At 75.6% G+C, this 20938-nt stretch carries 17 protein-coding genes; 8 read left to right on the plus strand and 9 right to left on the minus strand.

Features of this window, described 5'->3' with window-relative positions; genetic code table 11:
• Nucleotides 1-76 precede the first annotated feature (76 nt).
• Complete coding sequence (locus ACIP60_RS09070) at nucleotides 77-1267, minus strand: acetyl-CoA C-acetyltransferase (RefSeq protein ID WP_400681753.1); 1191 nt, start codon at nucleotides 1265-1267, stop codon at nucleotides 77-79.
• A 244-nt stretch (nucleotides 1268-1511) separates the two neighbouring features.
• Here ACIP60_RS09070 and mce point away from each other — a divergent pair, with 244 nt between their 5' ends.
• The 3 genes from mce to ACIP60_RS09085 all read left to right on the plus strand — a co-directional run bounded on the left by mce (nucleotide 1512) and on the right by ACIP60_RS09085 (nucleotide 7792).
• Nucleotides 1512-1946 carry a methylmalonyl-CoA epimerase gene (mce, locus tag ACIP60_RS09075; RefSeq protein ID WP_400681754.1) on the plus strand — a complete coding sequence of 145 codons (435 nt, stop codon included), beginning with the start codon at nucleotides 1512-1514 and terminating at the stop codon, nucleotides 1944-1946.
• A gap of 338 nt (nucleotides 1947-2284) precedes the next feature.
• Nucleotides 2285-6754, plus strand: coding sequence for a hypothetical protein (locus ACIP60_RS09080; RefSeq protein ID WP_400681755.1), 4470 nt, complete (start codon nucleotides 2285-2287; stop codon nucleotides 6752-6754).
• Nucleotides 6755-6862: 108 nt separating this feature from the next.
• Nucleotides 6863-7792, plus strand: a complete 930-nt coding sequence (locus tag ACIP60_RS09085; RefSeq protein ID WP_111554268.1) for a cellulose-binding protein — start codon at nucleotides 6863-6865, stop codon at nucleotides 7790-7792.
• Between the two features lie 102 nt (nucleotides 7793-7894).
• Here the strand turns inward: ACIP60_RS09085 and ACIP60_RS09090 are convergent, their stop codons facing one another.
• Nucleotides 7895-8686, minus strand: a complete 792-nt coding sequence (locus ACIP60_RS09090; protein WP_400681757.1) for an alpha/beta fold hydrolase — start codon at nucleotides 8684-8686, stop codon at nucleotides 7895-7897.
• Between the two features lie 96 nt (nucleotides 8687-8782).
• Between ACIP60_RS09090 and ACIP60_RS09095 the strand changes: the two genes are divergently transcribed.
• Both ACIP60_RS09095 and ACIP60_RS09100 read left to right on the plus strand, forming a co-directional pair.
• Nucleotides 8783-9802, plus strand: a complete 1020-nt coding sequence (locus ACIP60_RS09095; RefSeq protein ID WP_400681759.1) for an ABC transporter ATP-binding protein — start codon at nucleotides 8783-8785, stop codon at nucleotides 9800-9802.
• A 1-nt stretch (nucleotide 9803) separates the two neighbouring features.
• Nucleotides 9804-10571, plus strand: a complete 768-nt coding sequence (locus ACIP60_RS09100; RefSeq protein ID WP_400681761.1) for an ABC transporter permease subunit — start codon at nucleotides 9804-9806, stop codon at nucleotides 10569-10571.
• A gap of 7 nt (nucleotides 10572-10578) precedes the next feature.
• Here ACIP60_RS09100 and ACIP60_RS09105 read toward each other — a convergent pair whose 3' ends face one another.
• Complete coding sequence (locus ACIP60_RS09105) at nucleotides 10579-10890, minus strand: ATP/GTP-binding protein (RefSeq protein WP_400681764.1); 312 nt, start codon at nucleotides 10888-10890, stop codon at nucleotides 10579-10581.
• 306 nt (nucleotides 10891-11196) lie between these two features.
• Between ACIP60_RS09105 and ACIP60_RS09110 the strand changes: the two genes are divergently transcribed.
• Nucleotides 11197-12423 (plus strand): LLM class flavin-dependent oxidoreductase, encoded by a 1227-nt coding sequence (locus tag ACIP60_RS09110; RefSeq protein ID WP_400681766.1) that lies wholly within the window; start codon nucleotides 11197-11199, stop codon nucleotides 12421-12423.
• 182 nt (nucleotides 12424-12605) lie between these two features.
• Here ACIP60_RS09110 and ACIP60_RS09115 read toward each other — a convergent pair whose 3' ends face one another.
• Nucleotides 12606-12998 (minus strand): SCO5389 family protein, encoded by a 393-nt coding sequence (locus tag ACIP60_RS09115; RefSeq protein ID WP_400681768.1) that lies wholly within the window; start codon nucleotides 12996-12998, stop codon nucleotides 12606-12608.
• A 552-nt stretch (nucleotides 12999-13550) separates the two neighbouring features.
• Here ACIP60_RS09115 and nucS point away from each other — a divergent pair.
• On the plus strand, nucleotides 13551-14210 hold the full coding sequence (gene nucS / locus ACIP60_RS09120) for an endonuclease NucS (RefSeq protein WP_100836332.1): 660 nt from the start codon (nucleotides 13551-13553) through the stop codon (nucleotides 14208-14210).
• A 330-nt stretch (nucleotides 14211-14540) separates the two neighbouring features.
• Here the strand turns inward: nucS and ACIP60_RS09125 are convergent, their stop codons facing one another.
• The 4 genes from ACIP60_RS09125 to ACIP60_RS09140 all read right to left on the minus strand — a co-directional run bounded on the left by ACIP60_RS09125 (nucleotide 14541) and on the right by ACIP60_RS09140 (nucleotide 19614).
• Complete coding sequence (locus ACIP60_RS09125; RefSeq protein ID WP_400681771.1) at nucleotides 14541-16817, minus strand: ATP-binding protein; 2277 nt, start codon at nucleotides 16815-16817, stop codon at nucleotides 14541-14543.
• 172 nt (nucleotides 16818-16989) lie between these two features.
• Nucleotides 16990-17325, minus strand: coding sequence for an STAS domain-containing protein (locus ACIP60_RS09130; protein WP_100836334.1), 336 nt, complete (start codon nucleotides 17323-17325; stop codon nucleotides 16990-16992).
• Nucleotides 17326-17761: 436 nt separating this feature from the next.
• Nucleotides 17762-18427 carry a response regulator gene (locus tag ACIP60_RS09135; RefSeq protein WP_400681773.1) on the minus strand — a complete coding sequence of 222 codons (666 nt, stop codon included), beginning with the start codon at nucleotides 18425-18427 and terminating at the stop codon, nucleotides 17762-17764.
• Nucleotides 18424-19614: a sensor histidine kinase gene (locus ACIP60_RS09140; protein WP_400681775.1), complete on the minus strand. Its 1191-nt coding sequence runs from the start codon at nucleotides 19612-19614 to the stop codon at nucleotides 18424-18426. Before ACIP60_RS09140 ends, ACIP60_RS09135 begins: the two co-directional genes overlap by 4 nt.
• A 123-nt stretch (nucleotides 19615-19737) precedes the next feature.
• Here ACIP60_RS09140 and ACIP60_RS09145 point away from each other — a divergent pair, with 123 nt between their 5' ends.
• Nucleotides 19738-20268 carry a hypothetical protein gene (locus ACIP60_RS09145; RefSeq protein WP_400681776.1) on the plus strand — a complete coding sequence of 177 codons (531 nt, stop codon included), beginning with the start codon at nucleotides 19738-19740 and terminating at the stop codon, nucleotides 20266-20268.
• Between the two features lie 16 nt (nucleotides 20269-20284).
• Here the strand turns inward: ACIP60_RS09145 and ACIP60_RS09150 are convergent, their stop codons facing one another.
• The gene (locus ACIP60_RS09150; RefSeq protein WP_100836337.1) at nucleotides 20285-20857 is read right to left on the minus strand and encodes a cob(I)yrinic acid a,c-diamide adenosyltransferase; all 573 of its coding nucleotides are present in this window, start codon (nucleotides 20855-20857) and stop codon (nucleotides 20285-20287) included.
• Between the last annotated feature and the right edge of the window lie 81 nt (nucleotides 20858-20938).

Below are 20938 nucleotides of genomic sequence, written 5' to 3' on the forward strand. Positions count from 1 at the left end.
GCAGAAAGACGGACGCCCCGCCAGGGCCGGATGACACGGCCTTGGCGGGGGTCCTGAGGGGTCCTGGGGTCCTGGGTCAGCCCTGCGCCGGGACCTTGACGATCAGCGCGTCGCCCTGGCCGCCGCCGCCGCACAGCGCGGCCGCGCCGACCCCGCCGCCGCGGCGCTGGAGCTCCAGCGCCAGGTGCAGCACCACGCGGGCGCCGGACATGCCGATCGGGTGGCCGAGCGCGATCGCGCCGCCGTTGACGTTGACGATCTCGTCGCTGACGCCCAGGTCCTTCGTCGACTGGTGGGCGACGGCCGCGAAGGCCTCGTTGATCTCGATCAGGTCGAGGTCGCCGACCGCCAGCCCCTCCTTGGCGAGGGCGTGCTTGATCGCGTTGGACGGCTGGGACTGGAGCGAGTTGTCCGGGCCCGCGACGTTGCCGTGCGCGCCGATCTCGGCGATCCAGCTCAGGCCCAGCTCCTCGGCCTTGGCCCGGCTCATCACCACCACCGCGGCGGCGCCGTCGGAGATCTGCGAGGAGGTGCCGGCGGTGATGGTGCCGTCCTTGCTGAAGGCCGGGCGCAGCCGGGCCAGGCCCTCGACGGTGGTGTCGGCGCGGATGCCCTCGTCCTGGCTGAACAGCACCGGGTCGCCCTTGCGCTGCGGGATCTCCACCGGCACGATCTCGGCCTCGAAGACGCCGTCGGCCTGGGCCTTGGCGGCGCGCTGGTGGGAGGCGGCGGCGATGGCGTCCTGCACGTCGCGGGCGATGCCGAGCCGGGTGTTGTGCTTCTCGGTGGACTCGCCCATCGGGATGTTCTCGTAGGCGTCGGTGAGGCCGTCGTGCGCCATCGCGTCGAGCATCTCGATCGCGCCGTACTTGAAGCCCTCGCGGGACTTGGGCAGCAGGTGCGGGGCGTTGGTCATGGACTCCTGGCCGCCGGCCACCACCACGTCGAACTCGCCGGCCCGGATCAGCTGGTCGGCCAGTGCGATCGCGTCCAGCCCGGAGAGGCAGACCTTGTTGATCGTCAGGGCGGGGACGTTCATCGGGATGCCGGCCTTGACCGCCGCCTGCCGGGCCGGGATCTGGCCCGCACCGGCCTGGAGCACCTGGCCCATGATCACGTACTGCACCTGCTCGCCGGTGATCCCGGCCCGCTCCAGCGCCGCCTTGATCGCGAAGCCGCCCAACTCGGCGCCGGAGAAGCCCTTGAGCGAGCCGAGCAGCCGGCCCATCGGGGTACGGGCACCTGCGACGATCACAGAAGTAGTCATGGACGAGCCCCTTCGCGCGTCGGACCAGAGGGTACGGGGATGCCGTCAATGTACTGATCGGTCACCTCTGCGTCACCGCCGCGGTGATGTGATCAGCGCTACTGGCACCCTCCAGTGAACACCGTGCCGGAACCGCGCAGGAACGTGTGAGCAGGCTCGCAGCGCGGCCCGCTGGCGCCCGGTCGGCGGGATGCGCTGCACTGGGTGCCATCCCTCGCCGTCCCACCCCTTTCCGGAGGACACCGTGCTGACCCGCATCGACCACATCGGCATCGCCTGCTTCGACCTGGACCGGACGGTCGAGTTCTACCGCTCGACGTACGGCTTCGAGGTGTTCCACACCGAGGTCAACGAGGAGCAGGGCGTCCGCGAGGCCATGCTGAAGATCAACGACACCGGGGACGGCGGGGCCTCCTACCTGCAGCTGCTGGAGCCGACCCGGGAGGACTCGACGGTCGCCAAGTGGCTGGCCAAGAACGGCGAGGGCGTGCACCACATCGCCTTCGGGACGGCCGACGTGGACGCGGACGCGGCGGCGGTCGCCGGCAAGGGCGTGCGGGTGCTGTACGACGAGCCGCGGCGCGGGTCGATGGGCTCGCGGATCACCTTCCTGCACCCCAAGGACTGCGGCGGCGTGCTGACCGAGCTGGTCACCGCGGCGGACCCCTCCGCGCACTGACCGGTTCCGGTGCGGAGCGGGTCCGGGGGCGGGCCGGCCGGTAACGAACCGGCCGGTAACTTCCGAAAAGGACCTCGCCCCCATTCCCCCGGGAGCGGCTCCCACTACAATGCCCAGGTGCGCTGGTACCACCGGTCCGCGCACCGCAGGGGAGTCCACGACGCGGGCACGGCCGGACGGTCGCCGTTCGGATCTGTCACCATTCTCCAGAGGCACCATGTCGCTCAGGAGTCCACCCGGACGGTGGAGCGATTGCAAGGACCAACCGATCCGCCCGTGGACCACGGAGCGGAACGGCCCGGTCGAGGACGCGACCAGGAGATGGATGGGACCGCGGAGTGCGGGGCTACGACCGCTACGAGGTTGAGGATCACCTCTCCAAGTTCGAGGCCGAGCTGGAGAAGGCCCGCAAGGAGCGGGACAAGACCATCGAGCACGCCGACGACCTCGCCTACCAGGTGGAGGTGCTCCGGGCCAAGCTGCACGAGGCCCGTCGGCAGCTCGCCCAGCCGCGCGCCTTCGACTCCGTCTCCGGCCAGGCCGAGCAGGTCCTGCGCAACGCCGAGATGCAGGCCGAGGCGCTGCGCGCGGACGCCGAGCGCCAGCTGCGCGAGTCCCAGGCCGCCACCCAGCGGATGATGGCCGAGGCCGCCGAGCGCACCGCCCAGCTGGAGGCCGAGTTCAACGCCCGGCGCCGCCGGCTGGAGGAGGAGCTCGCCGAGTTCCGGGCCGCCGCCGAGCGCCACGTCAACGAGAACGTCAACTGGGCGGAGCAGACCCGCGCCGGCACCGAGCAGGAGGCCCAGCGCCTGCTCCAGGAGGCCCGCGCCGAGGCCGACCGGATGATGGCCGCCGTCCGCGCCGAGGCCGCCGCCCTCGCCGACCAGGCCCGCGCCCAGACCGCCGCCGACGTCGACGCCGCCCGCGGCGAGGCCCAGGCCCAGGCCGAGGCCGCCCTGCTGCGCGCCCAGACCGACGCCGAACGCCTGCTGCGCGCCGCCTCCGAGCAGGCCCAGCAGACCGGCGCCCAGGCCGAGGAGCACCGCGCCGCCGCCCTCACCGCCGCCCAGCAGGAGCTGGCCGGCGCGCACGCCGCCGCCCAGCAGAAGCTCGCCGCCGCCGAGGCCGAGATCACCGCCCTCAAGCGGCAGGCCCTCGCCGACCAGGAGCGCGCCGAGGCCGCCCTGGCCGGCGCCCAGGCCGAGATAGAGCGGCTGCGCGCCGAGGCCGTGGCCGAGACCGAGCGGGCCCGCGCCGAGGCCGCCCGGATGCGCGAGGAGGCCACCGCCGCCGCCCGGCGCCTGCAGGCCGAGGCCACCAGCGAGGCCGAGCGCAAGGTCGCCGACGGCGCCGCCGCCAGCGAGCAGCGCTCCGCCACCGCCCGCGCCGAGATCGCCAAGATGGTGGCCGCCGCCACCCGCGAGGCCGACCTGATCCGCTCCGCCGCCGCCACCGTGCAGGCCGAGGCGGACGCCGCCAAGGCCGCGGCCCGCGAGGAGAGCGAGCGCCTGCGCGGCGCCGCCGAGTCGGTCGCCACCCAGCTGCGCGCCGAGGCCGAGGCGGAGATCGCCGAACGCCGGGCCGCCGCCGAGGCCGAGGCCGCCCGCCTGCGCGAGCAGGCCGCCGCCGAGGCCGAACGGATCCGCGCCGAGGCCGAGGACGCCGGCCGCGCCGAGGGCGCCAAGGACGCGGCGCTGCGGCTGGCCCGCGCCGCCAAGCAGGCCGAGGAGGTGCTCGCCCGGGCGAGCACCGACGCCGAGGCCACCCGCGGCGAGGCCGCCGCCGAGGCCGACCGGCTGGTCGAGCACGCCAAGTCCGAGGCCGGCACCCTGCTGGAGCAGGCCCGCGAGGCCGTCGAGCAGGCCCAGAACGCCGCCATGGAGGACGCCGCCTCGATCCGCGAGCAGCTGGAGCGGATGCAGGCCGAGGCCGCCCTGGCCCGCGAACAGGCCGAGGAGCAGCGCTCCGCCGCCGAGGCCGAGGCCGAACGGGTCCGGGCCGAGGCCCGCCGACAGGCCGCGGTGCAGATCGAGGAGTCCGCCAAGCAGGCCGAGGAGCTGCTGACCAGCGCCAAGTCCGACGCGGACGCGCTGCGCTCCGGCGCCGGCGAGGAGGTCGAGCGGCTGCGCGCCGAGGCCCGCGAGCAGGCCGCCGCCGTCCAGGGCCGGGCCGAGCAGACCCTGGCCCGGGCCCGCGCCGAGGGCGAGAAGATCACCGCCGCCGCCGAGCGGGCCCGCGCCGAGAAGCTGGCCGCGGCCGAGGCCGCCGCCGAGGAGACCCGGGCCGCCGCCGAACGGGACGGCGCCGAACTGCGCGAGCGGGCCGCCGCCGCGGCCGACACCGTCCGCGCCGAGGCCGACGCCGCCGCCGAGGCACTGCGTGCCGACACCGCCCAGTGGGCCGAGCGCCACCGCGCCGAGGCCGAGGAGGCCGGCCGGGCCGCGCGCGCCGAGGCCGAGCAGGCGGCCCGCGCGGTCGCCGAACGGGCCGAGGCCGACGCCTTGGCCCTGCGCGAGGAGGCCGCCGCCGCCCGCGAGGCCGCCCGTGCCGACCTGGAGCGCGACCAGGCGCTGACCGCCGGGAAGCTGGCCGAGGCCACCGCCATCCGGGAGGCCGCCGACGGCGAGGCCGAGCAGGTCCGCGAGGCCGCCCGCACCGAGGCCGCGGCGCTGCGCGAGAGCGCCGCCACCGACGCCGCCCGGGCCCGCGCCGACGCCGAGCAGGACGCCCGGCGGGTGCGCGCCGAGGCCGAGCAGGCCCTGGCCGCCGCCCGCACGGACGCCGCGGCACTGGGCACCGAGGCCGCCGCCGACCGGGCCGAGGCGGCCCGGCTGCGCGAGGAGGCCGACGCGTACGACCGCGAGCTGCGGGCCGCCGCGGAACAGGAGACCACCGAACTGCGGGCGGTCGCCGAGCGGGAGACCACCGAGCTGCGCGAGAGCGCCGAGGCGTACGAACGCGAACTGCGGGCCGTCGCCGAGCAGGAGACCGCCGAACTGCGCGCCGCCGCCGACCGCGAGACCACCGAGCAGCGCGAGGCCGCCGAGGCGTACGAACGCGAGCTGCGGGCCGTCGCCGACCGGGAGACCGCGGAGCTGCGCGCCGTCGCGGAGCGCGAGAGCGCCGAACTGCGGGCCGCCGCCGAGCGGGAGAGCGCCGAACTGCGCGAGAGCGCCGAGGCGTACGACCGCGAGCTGCGGGCCACCGCCGAGCGGGAGACCGCGGAGCTGCGCGAGCGGGCCGAGCACGCCGCCGAGCAGCTGCGGGCGAACGGCGAGGCGCGGGCCGCCGAGCTGGTCGCGGCGGCCGAGCAGGAGGCCGCCGAGGTCCGCCAGTCGGTGGCGGGCATGCACGAGAAGGCCACCGGGCAGATCGCCGAGCTGCGGGCCGCCGCCGAGCGCGAGAGCGCCGAACTGCGGGCCGCCGCCGAGGCGTACGACCGCGAGCTGCGGGCCGCCGCCGAGCGCGAGAGCGCCGAACTGCGGGCCGCGGTGGCCGAGTTCGTGCAGCAGCAGCGCGCCGAGGCGGAGGCCGCCGCGCAGCGGGTGCTGGCCGAGGCGGAGGAGCTCGCGGCGTCCGCGCTGGCGGACGCCGAGGAGCGGTCGGCCGCGCTGCGGTCGGACGCCGAGGAGTACGCGCTGGCGACCCGGACGCTGGCGGAGGAGTTCGACGCGGACATCCGCCGCCGGGCCGAGTCCTTCGACCGGGAGACCCGGGAGGCCGCCGAGTCGTACGACAGGGCGACCCGCGAGCAGGCGAAGTCGGTGCTGGAGAGGGCGTTCGCGGACGCCGAGCAGCTCGGCGAGCAGGCCCAGGCGGAGGCGCTGGCGGTGGCCGCGGCGGCCGAGGAGCAGTCCGACGCGATGGTGTCGGCGGCCCGCCAGGAGGCGGAGCGGCTGCGCACCGAGGCCGAGGCGCAGGGCAAGGCCCGGGTGGAGAAGGCCCGTTCGGACGCGGACGCGCTGCTGTCGGAGGCCCGGCGGGACTCCACGGCGATCCGCGAGCGGGCCGAGGAGCTGCGCGAGCGCACCGACGCCGAGATCGAGGCGCTGCACGAGCGGGCCCGCAAGGAGAACGCGCAGGCGATGAAGTCGGCCGGCGAGCGGGTGGACGCGCTGGTGACGGCGGCCCAGGAGCAGCTGACCGAGGCCGAGGAGCAGGCGCAGGCGCAGGTCGCGGAGGCCGAGGAGCGGGCGGCGGAGCTGATCGCGGCGGCCGAGGCGCGGGCGTCCGAGCTGACCTCGGAGGCGTCCGCGGAGGCGGGCCGGGTGCGGATCTCCGCGGTGCGCAAGGCGGAGACGCTGCTCAAGGAGGCCGAGAACAAGCTGGCGGACTCCACCACCCGCGCCGAGGCGCTGATCATCAAGGCGGAGGCGAAGCTCAAGGCCGCCGAGATGGAGTCGGAGGAGCAGCTGGAGGCGGCGGCCGACGAGGCCGCGTCGCGGCTCAAGCGCGCCGACGAGGAGGCCGAGAAGCGCGTCCGCCGGGCCGGTTCGGACGCCGAGGAGCAGGTGCGGCTGGCGGCCGAGGAGGCGGAGCGGATGCTCGCCGAGGCGAAGTCCGAGGCCAAGCGCGTGACCGACGAGGGCCAGCGGGAGTTGGACGAACTGGTCCGTCGGCGCAAGGACATCAACACCGAGATCTCTCGGGTCCAGGACGTGCTGTCGGCGTTGGAGGCGTTCGAGGCGCCCGCTCCGGCGGTGCACGGCAACGGGGGAAGCAAGAAGGACGGAGGGCCCAAGGCAGGTGCCGGAGTGGGCTCTCCGCGGTCGTCGGGCAATCGCTCCGGGGGCGCGCCACCCGATTGAGCGGACATTGTCCGCGAACCGACGGCGTTTCGCCGTTGACACTCCGGTACCGTGTCAGGATTCCCTCAACCATCTCAGCGGTTTGACGACAGGAAGCCCAGAAATCCCATGAGCGACAGTCACTCCCCGCACGGCTTCGACCTGGTACGCCGTGGGTACGAGCGCGCCCAGGTCGACGAGCGGATCGCCAAGCTGGTGGCCGACCGAGACAGCGCGCTCTCCCGGATCAGCGCGCTGGAGAAGCGCATCGAGGAACTCCACCTGGAGACCCAGACGGCCCAGGCCGCGGTCACCGACGCGGAGCCCTCGTACGCCGGTCTCGGTGCCCGCGTCGAGAAGATCCTCCGCCTCGCCGAGGAGGAGGCCAAGGACCTGCGCGACGAGGCGCACCGCGCCGCCGAGCAGCACCGCGAGCTGGCCGAGGCCGCCGCGCAGCAGGTCCGCACCGAGGCCGAGAACTACGCCAAGGACCGCAAGGCCAAGGCGGAGGACGAGGGTCTGCGGATCGTCGACAAGGCCAAGTCGGACGCGGCGCAGCTGCGGGCCGAGGCCAACAAGGACGCGCAGAACAAGCGCGAGGAGGCGGACGCCCTCTTCGAGGAGACCCGCACCAAGGCCGCCCAGGCCGCCCTGGAGTTCGAGACCAACCTGGCCAAGCGCCGGGAGCAGTCGGAGCGCGACCTGGCGGCCCGTCAGGCCAAGGCGGAGAAGCGGCTGGCCGAGATCGAGCACCGCGCCGAGCAGCTCCGCCTGGAGGCGGAGAAGCTGCGCACCGACGCGGAGCGCCGTTCCCGGCAGACCATCGAGACCGCGCAGCGGCAGGCCGAGGACATCGTGGCCGACGCCAACGCGAAGGCCGACCGGGTCCGCAGCGAGTCGGAGCGCGAGCTGGCGGCGCTCACCAACCGCCGCGACTCGATCAACGCCCAGCTGACCAACGTCCGCGAGATGCTGGCCACGCTGACGGGCGCCGCGGTCGCCGCGGCCTCGCTGCCGAACGACGACTCGATGGGCGTGCCGGCGCAGCAGTCGCGCTGACGCCCCGTCGCCCGTGTCGGGACACCGCTGAAGTCCTGAAGTGCCCGGAGGGGCCCGGAGCTCTCGCTCCGGGCCCCTCCGGCGTTCCCGGCGGGCCGGCGGCTACTTGACGCGCTTGAGCAGGGCCCGGACGGCGGCGTTGAAGGTCTCGGGGGCCTCCAGCGAGGAGAGGTGGCCGACCGCGGGGATGACGGTCAGCTCGGCGTCGGAGAGTGCCTCGGCCATCATCCGGGCCTCGCTGAGCGGGGTGACGGTGTCGAGCTCGCCGACGATGACCGCGGCGGGCACCTCCAGGGCGGCCAGTTCGTCCAGCGAGTCGGGGCGGGCGGCCATCGCGCGCTGCGCCCAGGCGACCGCGGCCGGGCTGGCCTCGGCGATCATCCGGCGCACCGCGTCGATGAGTTCGGGGTCGGTGCCGGGGGCGAGCAGGTTCTCCGCCGTCCGCTCCTCGATCAGCAGGTCGACGCTGCCGCGTTCGAGGACGGCGGCGGCGATCCGCTCCCGGTTGGCGCGGGCGGCGTCGGTGTCGGTGGTGGCCTTGGTGTCGGCGAGGACGAGTCCGGCCAGCCGCTCGGGGTGGCGGCGGGCGAAGGCCATCGCCACGTAGCCGCCCATCGACAGGCCGCCCAGGACGGCCTGTTCGACGCCGAGCGTGTCCAGCAGGTCGGCGAGGTCGTCGGCGGCGGTGTCCAGCGACGGCGGTCCCTCGCCGAGCGGGGCGGTGCCGAAGCCGCGCTGATCCGGTGCGACGACCCGGGCGTCGTCCCCGGCCGGACCGGGTACGCGCTCCAGTTGGACCTCCCACATCCGCGCGGAGAGCGGGAAGGCGTGCAGCAGGACGAGCGGGGTACCGGTGCCGTTCTCGCGGACGGCCGGCGCGCTGGGCGAGGTCATGGTTCCACCGTAGGGCCCGGGGGGCACGCGCCGGACGCAGGTTGTCCGGTTGATCCGCTTTTTGCCATAACCTGGCCGCAGACCAAGGAGAGGCACATGATCGAGTTGCATCACCTGACGAAGCGTTATGGTGACAAGTTGGCCGTGGACGATCTGAGCTTCCGGATCCCGGAGGGCGTGGTGACCGGCTTCCTCGGCCCGAACGGCGCCGGGAAGTCCACCACCATGCGCATGATCCTCGACCTCGACCACCCGACCGGCGGCGAGGTCACCATCGACGGCAAGCGCTACGCCGAGATCCAGGACCCGCTGCGGCAGATCGGCGCCCTGCTGGAGGCGAAGGCCGTGCACCCCGGCCGCACCGCCTACGACCACCTGCTCTGGCTGGCCCAGTCCAACCGGGTGCCGCGCGCCCGGGTCGACGAGGTGCTCGACCTGGTCGGCCTGAGCGCGGTGGCGAAGAAGCGCGCCCGCGGCTTCTCGCTCGGCATGGGCCAGCGGCTGGGCATCGCCTCCGCCCTGCTGGCCGACCCGCAGACCCTGATGTTCGACGAGCCGGTGAACGGCCTCGACCCCGAGGGCATCCTGTGGATCCGGAACCTGATGAAGCGCCTGGCCTCCGAGGGCCGCACGGTGTTCGTCTCCTCGCACCTGATGAGCGAGATGGCGCTGACCGCCGACCACCTGGTGGTGATCGGCCGCGGCCGGCTGCTCGCCGACCTGCCGATGGCCGAGTTCATCAAGCGCAACTCCCGCTCCGCGGTCCGCCTGCGCTCCCCGCAGCCGGAGCGGCTGCTGGACGTCCTGCACGGCGCCGGCCTGGCCGCCGAGCCCGGCCCGGACGGCTCCTGGGAGGTCGTCGACGGCGACCCGGCGGCCCTCGGCGAGCTGGCCGCCGCGCACGGCGTCACCCTGCACGAACTGAGCCCGCAGCAGGCCTCGCTGGAGGAGGCGTTCATGCAGATGACCGCCGAGTCGGTGGAGTACCGCACCGGCGGGCACCCCGGCGCCCCCGCCGCACCCGGCACCCCCGGCGCCCCCGCCGCCCCCGCCTCCGCCTCCGCCCCGGTCTGGGGCGCGGGCTGGAACGACCGCCCGTCCGGGAAGGAGAGCTGAGATGGCCGCGTTCCCCGCCGTCGCGCAGTCCGAGTGGACCAAGATCCGCAGTGTCCGCTCCACCGTCTGGACGCTCGCCGCGGCCTTCCTGGTCACCCTGGTCGTCGGCGCCCTGCTGTCGCTGGTGACCAAGAACAACTTCGCCGACGTCACCGAGGACTCCACCACCCCGTTCGACGCCACCGGGACGGCCTTCGCCGGGATCATGCTCGGCGAGCTGGCGATCGTGGTGTTCGGCGTGCTCGCGGTCGGCAACGAGTACAGCAGCGGCATGATCCGGGTCTCGCTGGCCGCCGTCCCGCAGCGCGGCACCCTGCTGGCCGCGAAGGCGGCGGTGGTCGGCGCGCTGGCCCTGGCGGTCTCGCTGGTGACGGCGTTCGTCACCTTCTTCGCCGGCCAGGCGATGCTGGGCGAGCACCGCACCACGCTGGGCGAGCCGGGCGTGCTGCGGGCGGTGTTCAGCGCCGCCCTCTACCTGACCCTGCTCTGCCTGTTCTCGGCCGGCGTGACGGTGCTGCTGCGCAACCAGACCCTGGCGCTGGGCATCCTGGTGCCGTTCTTCTTCCTGCTCTCCCCGATCCTCTCGGTGGTGCCGAAGGTGAAGAACGTCGCCCACTACTTCCCGGACTGGGCCGGCTCCCGGTCGCTCCAGGTCTACCAGCCCGCCAGCCAGCCGTACGGCCCGTGGACCGGCCTGCTGATCTGCGCGCTGTGGACGGCCGCCGCGCTGCTCTGCGGCTACCTGGTGCTGAAGCGGCGCGACGCCTGACCCGCCGTCAGTACTTCGGAGCGCCGCGGCCCCGCAGGACGTTGGAGCCGCGGCGCTCCCGCGCTCCCCAGCAGGCCCGGTGCCAGTGCCGCCGGTCGTCCACGCCGCCGTGGTCGGGCCAGGCCACCACGTGGCCGACACCGGGCGGGATCTCCTGGTCGCAGCCGGGGCAGCGGTAGTACCGGCCGGCGGTGCCGGCCACGGTCTGCACCACCCAGTCCTCGCCCCGGTACGCCTCCACCCGGCGCAGCGAACCGCCCGTCGGTGCGGCGCTGCCGCGGTCGTCGGGCTTCTCGATCCGGTTGCGGCGGGGTGACACGTGACTACCTCTCCATCGGCGCGCTGTGCCTCCAGGGTAAGGGCCGCCCGGGGGCCGTTCCCAGCCGGTGACCGGAGGGTCGCGCGCCGCGTTGTACCCGGTGGCGCCCCGGGGTTCCCGGGCGTCCCGCCGGTCCCGTCCGCCCCAATAGCACGGAGCGGGGGGCGGGTGCCGGGGTTTCCGGGGTAATCCACCCTTTCCTCGAGCAAATCGGGGGTTCGGCGTGCCATTGGCACATGACATGGGTTACTCACGTGGTGACACGGCGGGGCCCGCAGACCCTGCGCGGCACCGAGGAGGCACCCGATGACGAAGACCACCGCCCGGCCCGAGGCCCGTTCCGCCGCCCCGCGGGCGGCGGGCGGCGTGCTGCCGGCCGAGCGGCCCGCCCCCGAGCAGTCGCCGGGCGCCGGCACGGACGCGCTCCGGGTCGGCGCCTTCCTGCTGTCCGCGCAGTTCCCGGGCCAGGGCCACGGCGAGGCGCTGGAGCGGACCGTCTCGGCCGCGCTGGCCGCCGAGCGGGCCGGCCTGGACGCGGTCTGGCTGGCCGAGCACCACTTCGTGCCGTACGGGGTCTGCCCGGACGCGGCGACGCTGGCCGCGCTGCTGCTGGGCCGCACCCGGCGGATCGGGGTGGGGACGGCGGTGAGCGTGCTGAGCACCCGTCACCCGGTGGCGCTGGGCGAGCAGGCGGCGCTGCTGCACCTGACCTCGGGCGGCCGGTTCACCCTGGGGGTGGGGCGCGGCGGGCCGTGGATCGACCTGGCGGTGTTCGGCGGCGGCCTGGAGGCGTACGAGCGGGGCTTCCCGGAGCGGTTGGACCTGCTGCTGCGCTGGCTGCGCGGGGCCCGGGTGGGCGCGGCGGGGCCGCAGTTCGCGTTCCCGGAGGTGGCGGTGGTGCCGCGGGCCGCCGAGCCGGCCCGGCGGGCGGACCTGGCGGGCTGGCTGGGCCTGGAGGGCGCGGTGATCCCGCGCCAGCGCCAGGACGAGGCGGGGCCGGGGCGGTCGGGTCCGCCGGTGGTGGTGGCCTGCACCTCGCCGGGCGGGGTCCGGACGGCCGCCGAGCGGGGCCTGCCGATGCTGCTGGGCATGCACTCGGGCGACGAGGACAAGCGGGAGATGGTGGCCGCGTACCGGGCGGCCTGGCGGGCGGCGGGGCGCGGCGAGGAGCAGCTGGCCCGGGTGGAGCGGGAGCACGTGGCGGCGGGCGTGGCGCAGGTCGACGACCGGGCGGGGGCGGCCCGGGCCAGCCTGCTGCGGGCGATGCCGGACTTCTTCGCGCACGGCCTGGGCGCGCACCGCACGGTGGACGGCCGGGAGCGCTCGATGCGCGACCCGCGGGCGTACACCGAGCTGCTCTGCGACCTGCACGCGGTCGGCACCCCCCGGCAGTGCGCGGACCGGCTGCTGGCCACCGCGGAGCGCACCGGCATCCGGCGCTTCGCGCTGCTCGCGGAGGGCTCGGGCGACACCGCGGCGACGCTGCACAACCTGGCCCGGCTGGGCGCGGAGGTGCTGCCGCAGCTGTCCTGAGCGCCCGCGCGGGCGCGCGGGCGCCCGCAGGCGCGCGCGGGGGCCGGTTCGGGCGCGCTGACGGCCCGTCGCGCGCCCGCGGGCCGCCCCGGGTGTCCTGACCGGGGGGCCCGCGTGCGGCGGCGGCACAGGGGCGCTGACGGGCCGTCAGCACATGTGCGGCGCCGGGCGCTGACGTCGGGTCAGCAGTCGCGCAGCTCCGGCGACTGGTTGAGCAGCTGGGCCCGGACCGAGGTGAAGCGGGCCAGCCGCGTCTCGGTGTCGGGGCCGGGGGCGAAGACCGCGACGCGGTGACAGTTCTGGAACGCCAACTGGACGCCGAAGTGCCGCTGCAGGGCGCCCCGGATCGCGTCGCTGGCCAGCGCGCGGAGCAGCTGCCCGCGCTCCTGCTCGCTCGGCGGGGGGACCTCGTTGTCGGCGAAGTCGGTCCCGTCGACCTTGAGTTGGGCGACCAGTGAGCTGATCATGTCCCAGGCGTAGGGCAGCGAGGTGCGGACACAGTCGACGAACTCCCGCTCGTCGACCTCGCCTCGTTCGGCCTTCTCCAGCAGGGCCGGTGAGACGTCGAGCGACATGGGTTCTCCTCTCGCGGTCCGCTCCGACGTGGTCGCCGGGGCGGTGGTGCCGGTGTGCTGAGGGTGGTGCGGTAGGGGTGGCACCGGATGTGCGGCGCCGGGGAACGGTGGGACGGACGTGCGGTGGACCGCGCGCGCCGTTCGAGCGTCGACGGTGCGACAGCCCGGTGGACGCCGCGCGTCGGGGTTCGGTCCTGGGGGGTCAGACCAGCCTGGCAGGACCCCCCTCACCCGGGTTGGTGAATCGGCGGATTGCCGCCCGGAACGCCCCTCCCGGGGCGAGATTGGCCGGAATCAGCCGTGTCCCAACCCAGCGCGCCGAGCTGCGGCCCCTCACCGCACGTACTCGTGCGGTCACCATGTTTCGCCGCTCCCGCCCGGCCGACACCCGCCGTGCGCGCACTCGCTTCAAACGGCTCCCGGGCCCGGCCCGCCCGGACCGGCTGTCTCGGGATTGCGCCGCCTCGGCCCCACCGGCCCGGCCACCGGTGGCCCGCCCTCCGGAATCGAACACGGACCGGGGCACTCCCGGCGGGCCTTAGGCTTGTCCCCATGCGTCTTGTCATCGCCAAATGCACCGTGGACTACGCGGGCCGCCTCGCTGCACATCTGCCCTCCGCCGTGCGCCTGGTGATCGTGAAGGCCGACGGGAGCGTCAGCATCCACGCCGACGACCGGGCCTACAAGCCGCTGAACTGGATGTCGCCGCCGTGCTCCCTCAAGGAGGGCGACGGCGTGTGGACGGTCACCAACAAGGCCGGCGAGAAGCTGATCATCACGCTGGAGGACGTCCACCACGACTCCTCGCACGAACTCGGCGTCGACCCCGGCCTGATCAAGGACGGCGTGGAGGCCCACCTCCAGGAGCTGCTCGCCGACCGGATGGAGGTGCTCGGCTCCGGCTGGCAGCTGATCCGCCGCGAGTACCCGACCCCGATCGGCCCGGTCGACCTCCTCTGCCGCGACTCCGACGGCGCCACCGTCGCCATCGAGATCAAGCGCCGCGGCGAGATCGACGGCGTCGAGCAGCTCACCCGCTACCTCGAACTCCTCAACCGCGACCCGCTGCTGGCCCCGGTCAAGGGCGTCTTCGCCGCCCAGGAGATCAAGCCGCAGGCCCGGGTGCTGGCCACCGACCGGGGCATCGGCTGCGTCGTCCTCGACTACGACGAGCTGCGCGGCATCGACGACGACAAGCTCAAGCTCTTCTAGCCCTCCCCCGGGGCTCCGGGGCGGTCCGCCCCGTACGAGACGCACCTGACGCCGGACCCGGCCGAGGCCGGGCGCCGGCGGGCTGGGCGGCCCCGCTGCGGGAGGCGCACGCCGCCGGGGGCCTGGACGCCGCCGAGGCCCGGCTGTGCGAACGCGGCGCCCCGCTGGGCCTGGCCCGCCGCCTGCTGCGCCGCGCCCTCGGCCCGGACGCCCCCGACCCGCTGGACGCGCTGCCGGCCCGTCCGGCCTGGGCCGCGTACGCGCGCCGCCTCGCCCGCGGGGACGCGACCCTGGAGCAGCTGCTGCTCTGACGGGCCGTCACGGGCGCCGCTAGGGGGTGCTGGTGGGTGTCGCCGTGGCGGTGGGCGTGGTGGTCGCGCTACCGGTCGGCGTGGGCGGCGTCGGGTCGGTGGTCGTGGGCGTGTTCGTCGGCTTCGCCGTGTCGGTGGGCTTGGGGGTCGTGGTGGTCGGCGGTGGCGTCGTACCCGGATTGGTCGTGGTGCCCGGCTTGCTCGTGGCGCTCGGGGTGCTGCCGGGCCGGTGGGTGGCCGACGGGCTGGTGGTGGCCGGGCCGCTGGTGGAGGGGGACGGGCTCTCGCTCGGGCTGCCCGGGTCCGTCGCGGACGGGCTCTCGCTGCCGGAGGGCGCGGGCGCGGGGGAGCTGCTGGGGCGGGGGGAGGTGGTGGGGTCGAGCGGGGGCAGGTCGTCCGCGGAGTTGCCGGTGCGGTCGCCGCCGGGGTGGTCGTCCCCGCCGGCGGCGACGCCGATCGCGGTGCCGAGGACGCCGAGCGCCATCACGGCGGCGCCGGCCAGCAGGACGGTCTTGCGGGCGCCGCGCGGGGCCCGCTTGCGGAGTCGGCCGGGCACCACCTGGGCGATCGCCCGGATGGCGCGGCGGCGGCGGGCGGGTTCGCTGTCGGGGCCGGCGGTGAGTGCGGCGGTCTCCTCCAGCCGGATCAGGTCGAGCATCCGGCGGGCCGCGGCCCCGCCGCGCTGTTCGCCCGCGGCGGCGCGCAGCGCGATCGCCGCCTCCAGTTCGGCGGCGGCCCGCTGCGGGCTGCCCGCGCAGAGCGCGTACACGCCCAACTCGTGGTGGAACCAGCCCTGTTCGGCGGGTGCGCCGAGCATCCTGGCGGCTTCCAGGCCGAGTTGCAGGGCGCGTTCCCAGGCGCCCCAGCGCAACGACAGGGCGAGCGCGGGGGCGGCGGCCCGGGCCAGCCGGAGCACCTCGGCGGGGCGGTCGGCGTCCCGTTCGGCGAGCAGCACGGCGAGGATCACCTCGGCCTCGGCGGCGACCTGCCGGGTGGAGACCGAGGCGTGGCCGACCCACCAGGCGAGGTGTTCGGCGGCGCCGTGCGCGATCCCGCCGGGGGCGAACGGCGCGGGCAGGCCGTTGCCGTCGTCCTCGACCTCGGGCAGCAGCGCGTCGAGCACGCCCTCGGTGAGGCGGTGGTGGCCGCCGACGGAGACCGCCAGTCCGGTTTCGACGAGTTCCTGCAGGGCGCTCTCGCCGAGGCCGACGTCGACCAGGGCGGGCAGGTGCGGCGCGGTCGGGCACTCCCCGCCGAGGGCGAGCGCGAGGCGCAGCACCAGCCGGGCCGACTCGCTCAGCCCCTGGACCAGGCGGCGGGCCGGGGCGGCGCTCTCCCCCACCGAGGGCAGCGGCACCTGGCGGCGCAGCTCGCGTTCCAACTCGGCCGGGTCGCGGGGCAGTTCGTACTCCTGGACGGAGCCGAACACGCTCCGCCGGTCCTCCTGCGCGGCGATCAGCGCGTCCACCGTGACGTCGCGCTGGCGCAGCAGCGCGGCCGCCCGGACGAAGCGCAGCGGCAGGCCCTCGGACTCGAACCAGAGGTCCACCGCCCAGGCGCGTTCGGCCTCGTCCAGCGGGCGTCCGGCCAGGCGGGCGGCGAGGGTCAGGCAGGCGGGGCGGGACAGGCCGGCCACCAGGTGGTCGCGCAGCCGGGAGCCGGGGGGCGCGGGCGGGGTGTCGGGGAGGGTGGCCAGCAGGAACGCGCACTCGGGGGCGAGGGCGAGCAGTTCCTCCAGTTCCTCGCCGGACGGCTCGACGTCGTCGATCACCACCACCGCGGCGACGCCGGCCAGCAGTTCGGCCAGCTGTTCGCGGTCCGGGCGGAAGTCGGGGGCCTGGTGGGTGGCGGCGAACAGGTCCTGGAGCAGGTCGGCGGTGGTGCGCCGGTAGCCGCTCAGCCGCACCACGCCGTCCGGGGCGAGTTCCCCGGCCGCCTCGGCGACGGCCGCGAGCAGTGCGGAGCGGCCCGAGCCGGCCTGGCCGAGCAGCTGCACCGAACGTCCGGCCCGGAGCTGTTCCAGCAGGGCGGCGATGTCGGCGTCGCGGTCCAGCAGCCGCAGGTCGCCGGGGCCGGCGCCCAGGGCGAGCGGGCCGACGGCCGGGCTGGGGCCGAGTTCCGGCCGGGCCTGCACGAGGCCGCGGATCCGGCGGGGCTGCGGCATCCACTCGTCCGGGCAGTGCCTGGCCTCGGAGCCCTCCGGGCCGCCGACCACCACCAGCCGTTCACCGCTGACCAGTTCCCCGCTCCGCGGGCGCACCCCGTCCCCCCGGAACTCCCCGCTCGGCTGACCCACGTCGCTGCTCCCCGCCACTCGGACACCTGAGCGGAGACTTTCCCACATGGACACGACGGGTCACCACACAGGGGTGGTTCCGGCGCCGAGCCGTCCGCACACGAACCCGTCCGTGCGCCGCCCGCCTCCCGACCGTCCCGCGGCCGTCGCCCGCGGGCCGGCCGGGAGCGCGCTAGCCGAGCGCGGGAAGCGTCGTCCCGCAGGGGTCCTGCACCGCTCCCTCGACCGCCAGGATGCGGTGCAGCCGGGTCGCCACCAGCAGGCGCTGCAACTGGACCGGCACTTCCCGGAGCACCAGCCGACGCCCGACCCGGCCGGCCCGGCGGTGGGTGCCCATGATGACGCCGAGCCCGGTGGCGTCCCAGAACTCCAGGCGTCCGAGGTCGAGGACCAGGTCTCCCTCGCCGCCGTCGACGGCAGCGTGCAGCAGTGCCCTGGCGTCGGCGGCGCTGCGCACGTCGAGCCGCCCTTCGATGGCCAGTCCGGTGTGGTCGCCGGTGATGCGCATGCTGTCCTCCTCCTCGGCCGTCCGCCGGGCGTCCGCTCCACGGTGCCGCCCGCACCTCGGGGAACGTCCGTGCTCCACGGGGCCGTGTCCGCGCACCGGCCCCTTCTGAATCTGACGGTGAACCAGTTCCGCAGGTTGCTGTCACCCGCCGGACTGCCCCTCAACTTCACCCGTCCGAGGGAATATACGCAGGAACACCTCACACCTACGCTCGATTGCCGCCCAAATCACCCGTCTGCGGGCGGACCGTGAGCAAACTCACCCAGCCGCCCAGAACGTCCCGCACCCGGGCAGTACGGACCGACCGCGGGAGCGGCAGCGCTCTCGCCGGACTCTAGTGGGAGCGCGCCCGCCGTGGTGCGTTCCGGCAGTGTGATCTGCGCCGGGACGGGTGTGATCTGTGCCCCTCGCGCCCCGCCCCGGCCGCGTCCCGCCCTCACTGCTCCCCCGGGCCGGGCACCCCCAGCTCCCGGGCGAGGATCGCCGCCTGCACCCGGCTGCGCAGGCCGAGCTTGGCCAGGATCCGGCTGACGTGCGTCTTGGTGGTGGCCTTGGCGGTGTGCAGCCGGGCGGCGATCTCGGCGTTGGACAGGCCCGCCCCCAGGCAGCCCAGCACCTCCCGCTCCCGGGGCGTCAGCTCCGCCGGCTCCGCAGCGCCCGCCGGAGCCGCCGGGCCGGGCCCGCCCGGCCGGGCGAGGGAGGCGATCAGCCGCCGGGTGACGGACGGCGCGAGCATCCCGTCGCCGCGGGCCACCGCCCGGACGCCGTCGACCAGCGCCTCGGCCTCCAGGTCCTTGAGCAGGAACCCGGCGGCGCCGGCCCGCAGCGCGCCCCACAGGTACTCGTCCAGGTCGAAGGTGGTGAGCACCAGCACCTGCCCGGCCCCGGCGGCGACCACCCGCCGGGTCGCCGCGACGCCGTCCAGCCGGGGCATCCGGACGTCCATCAGCACCACGTCGGGCCGCAGTTCCAGGGCCAGCCGGACGGCCTGCTCGCCGTCGGCGGCCTCGCCGACCACCTCCAGGTCGTCCTCCGCGCGCAGGATCATCACCAGCGCCGCCCGCACCGCCGCCTGGTCCTCGGCCACCAGCACCCGGATCACGCCCGCTCCCCGCCCGCCGTCCGCGGCAGCACCGCCCGCACCGCCCACCGCTCCCCCTCCGGCCCGGCGGCGAACCGGCCGCCGAGCAGCTGGGCCCGCTCGCCCATGCCGACCAGCCCGGCCCTCGCCCCGGGCACCGGCCGGCCCGCCCCGGCCCGGTACGCGGACTCCACCGAGATCGCCAACTCCCGCTCCCCGTACCGGATCTCCAGCCGCACCGGGCCGGGCGCGGCGTGCTTGACCGCGTTGGTCAGCGACTCCTGGACGATCCGGTACGCGGCGAGCTCCAGCGGCGCGGACAGCTCGCCGCGCTCGCCCAGCTCCCGCGCCTCGAACCGCAGCCCGGCCGCCCGCCCGGCCGCCCGGGCCTGCTCCAGCAGCACGTCCACCGCAGCCAACCGCGGTGCCACGGACGGCTCTTCGGGCCCGCTCCCGCGCAGCAGGCCGATCATCCGGCGCATCTCGGCCAGCCCCTGGACGCTGTTCTCCCGGATCACCGCCAGCGCCTGCACCAGCGGCTCGTCCGGCTCGCGCCGCTGACGGCGCGCCACCGCCTGCGCGCCGGTGGCGTGGATGGCGATCGCCGACAGGTGGTTGGCGATCACGTCGTGCAGCTCGCGGGCCATCCGGGCGCGCTCCGCGGCCACCGCGCCGCGCCGGTCCAACTCGGCCAGCAGCGCGGTCTGTTCGGCCCGCAGCCACGCGGCCTCGGCACGGTCCCGGTGGCGGCGCAGCAGGTCGGCCGTCCAGACCGGGGCCAGGAAGACCAGCCCGCAGAACACCGCGACCAGCAGCGCCCCGGGCACCGACCCGTACCGCCAGGTCAGCCCGGAGAGCACCAACGTGGCGGCGGCGCCGGTCAGTTGCAGCACCTTGCTGATCCGGACCGGGCCGTACAGGGTCGCCGCGTACAGCAGGTCGGTGTACATCAGCAGGGTGGCCGTCAGCGAGCCCAGGTACACCCCGGCGCCGAACAGCGCGCCGCCCAGGCAGACCGTCCAGACCGGCCGCCGGCGGCGCACCGTCTCCAGCGCCGCCATCGCCGCCAGCGGCAGCGCCACCGCCCACACCGGCAGCCCGGGCCGGGCGTCGTAGGCGCCGAACGCGAGCAGCAGCAGGCCGCCGAGCAGCCCGGCGGCGGCGATGGCCAGGTCCTCCTGGCGGGCGGTGAGCCTCACGGGCACCATCCCAGCACTCCTTCCGACCCGCCGGAACGACCGGTCGGACGACCCGCCGTCCGACGAAAGTCGCACACCGGTGTCGACTGGCCGGACGATGACCGGGCGCCCGGGGCGCGGCAGGATCGAAGCATGGTTTCCCTGATCGTCGCCGGTGAGATCGGCTTCTGGGTGGTGCTGGCGGCCGGGCTGCTGGCCCGGTACGCGCTGCGCCTGCGCCGGACGGGCGCGGTGCTCCTGGCGCTGCTCCCGGTGGTCGACCTGGTGATCCTCGGCGCGACCGTCGCGGACCTGCGCGGCGGCGCCACCGCCGACTGGACGCACGGCCTGGCCGCCGCGTACGTCGGTTTCTCGCTCGCCTACGGCCGCCGCCTGGTCCGCTGGGCGGACGGGCACGCCGCGCACCGCCTGGCCGGCGGCCCGAGGCCCGCCGGGACGCCCCGGTACGGTGCGCCGCGGGCCCGCTACGAGTGGGGCGTGTGCGCGCTGACGCTGCTCGCCGCGGTGATCACGGTGGCGCTGGTCGCGGCCGTGCGGTGGCTGGTCGGCGACGACGCCCGCACCGCGGCGCTGGGCACCTGGTACCCGCGGATGGGCCTGGTGGTCGGCGTCAACCTGCTGATCGCGGCCAGTTACACGGTCTTCCCGAAGCGGGAGAAGTGACCCGCCGCCGGGCGGGTCAGCGGTTCTCGCCGGGCACCCAGAGCACGTCGCCGCGCTCCTTGTTGGCGGTGCGGGCCAGGATGAACAGCAGGTCGGACAGCCGGTTGAGGTACTTCGCGGTCAGCGGGTTGACGCCCTCGCCGTACGCCTCGATCGCCGCCCAGGTCGACCGCTCGGCCCGCCGCACCACGGTGCACGCCAGGTGCAGGTGGGCCGCGCCGGGCGTGCCGCCGGGGAGGATGAAGCTGCGCAGCTTCTCCAGCTCGGCGAGGAAGCGGTCGCAGTCGCCCTCCAGCCGGTCGACGTACGACTGCTCGACCCGCAGCGGCGGGTACTTCGGGTCCTCGACGACCGGGGTGGCCAGGTCCGCGCCGACGTCGAACAGGTCGTTCTGGACCCGGGTCAGCACCGTGACCAGTTCCTCGTCCAACTGCCCGGCGGCCAGCGCCACGCCGAGCGCCGCGTTGGCCTCGTTGGTGTCCGCGTACGCGATCAGCCGGGGGTCGGTCTTGGTGGTCCGGCTCATGTCGCCGAGCGCGGTCGTGCCGTCGTCCCCGGTCCGGGTGTAGATGCGCGTCAGGTTCACCATGCCCGCAGCCTAGCGCGCGGGTTCACGGCCGTTAACAGCGCCTCACCACGCGACGTTGACCCGTCCCCCCACCAGCGGGCC

Source organism: Kitasatospora sp. NPDC088783, from assembly GCF_044750705.1.
Lineage (GTDB): Bacteria > Actinomycetota > Actinomycetes > Streptomycetales > Streptomycetaceae > Kitasatospora > Kitasatospora fiedleri.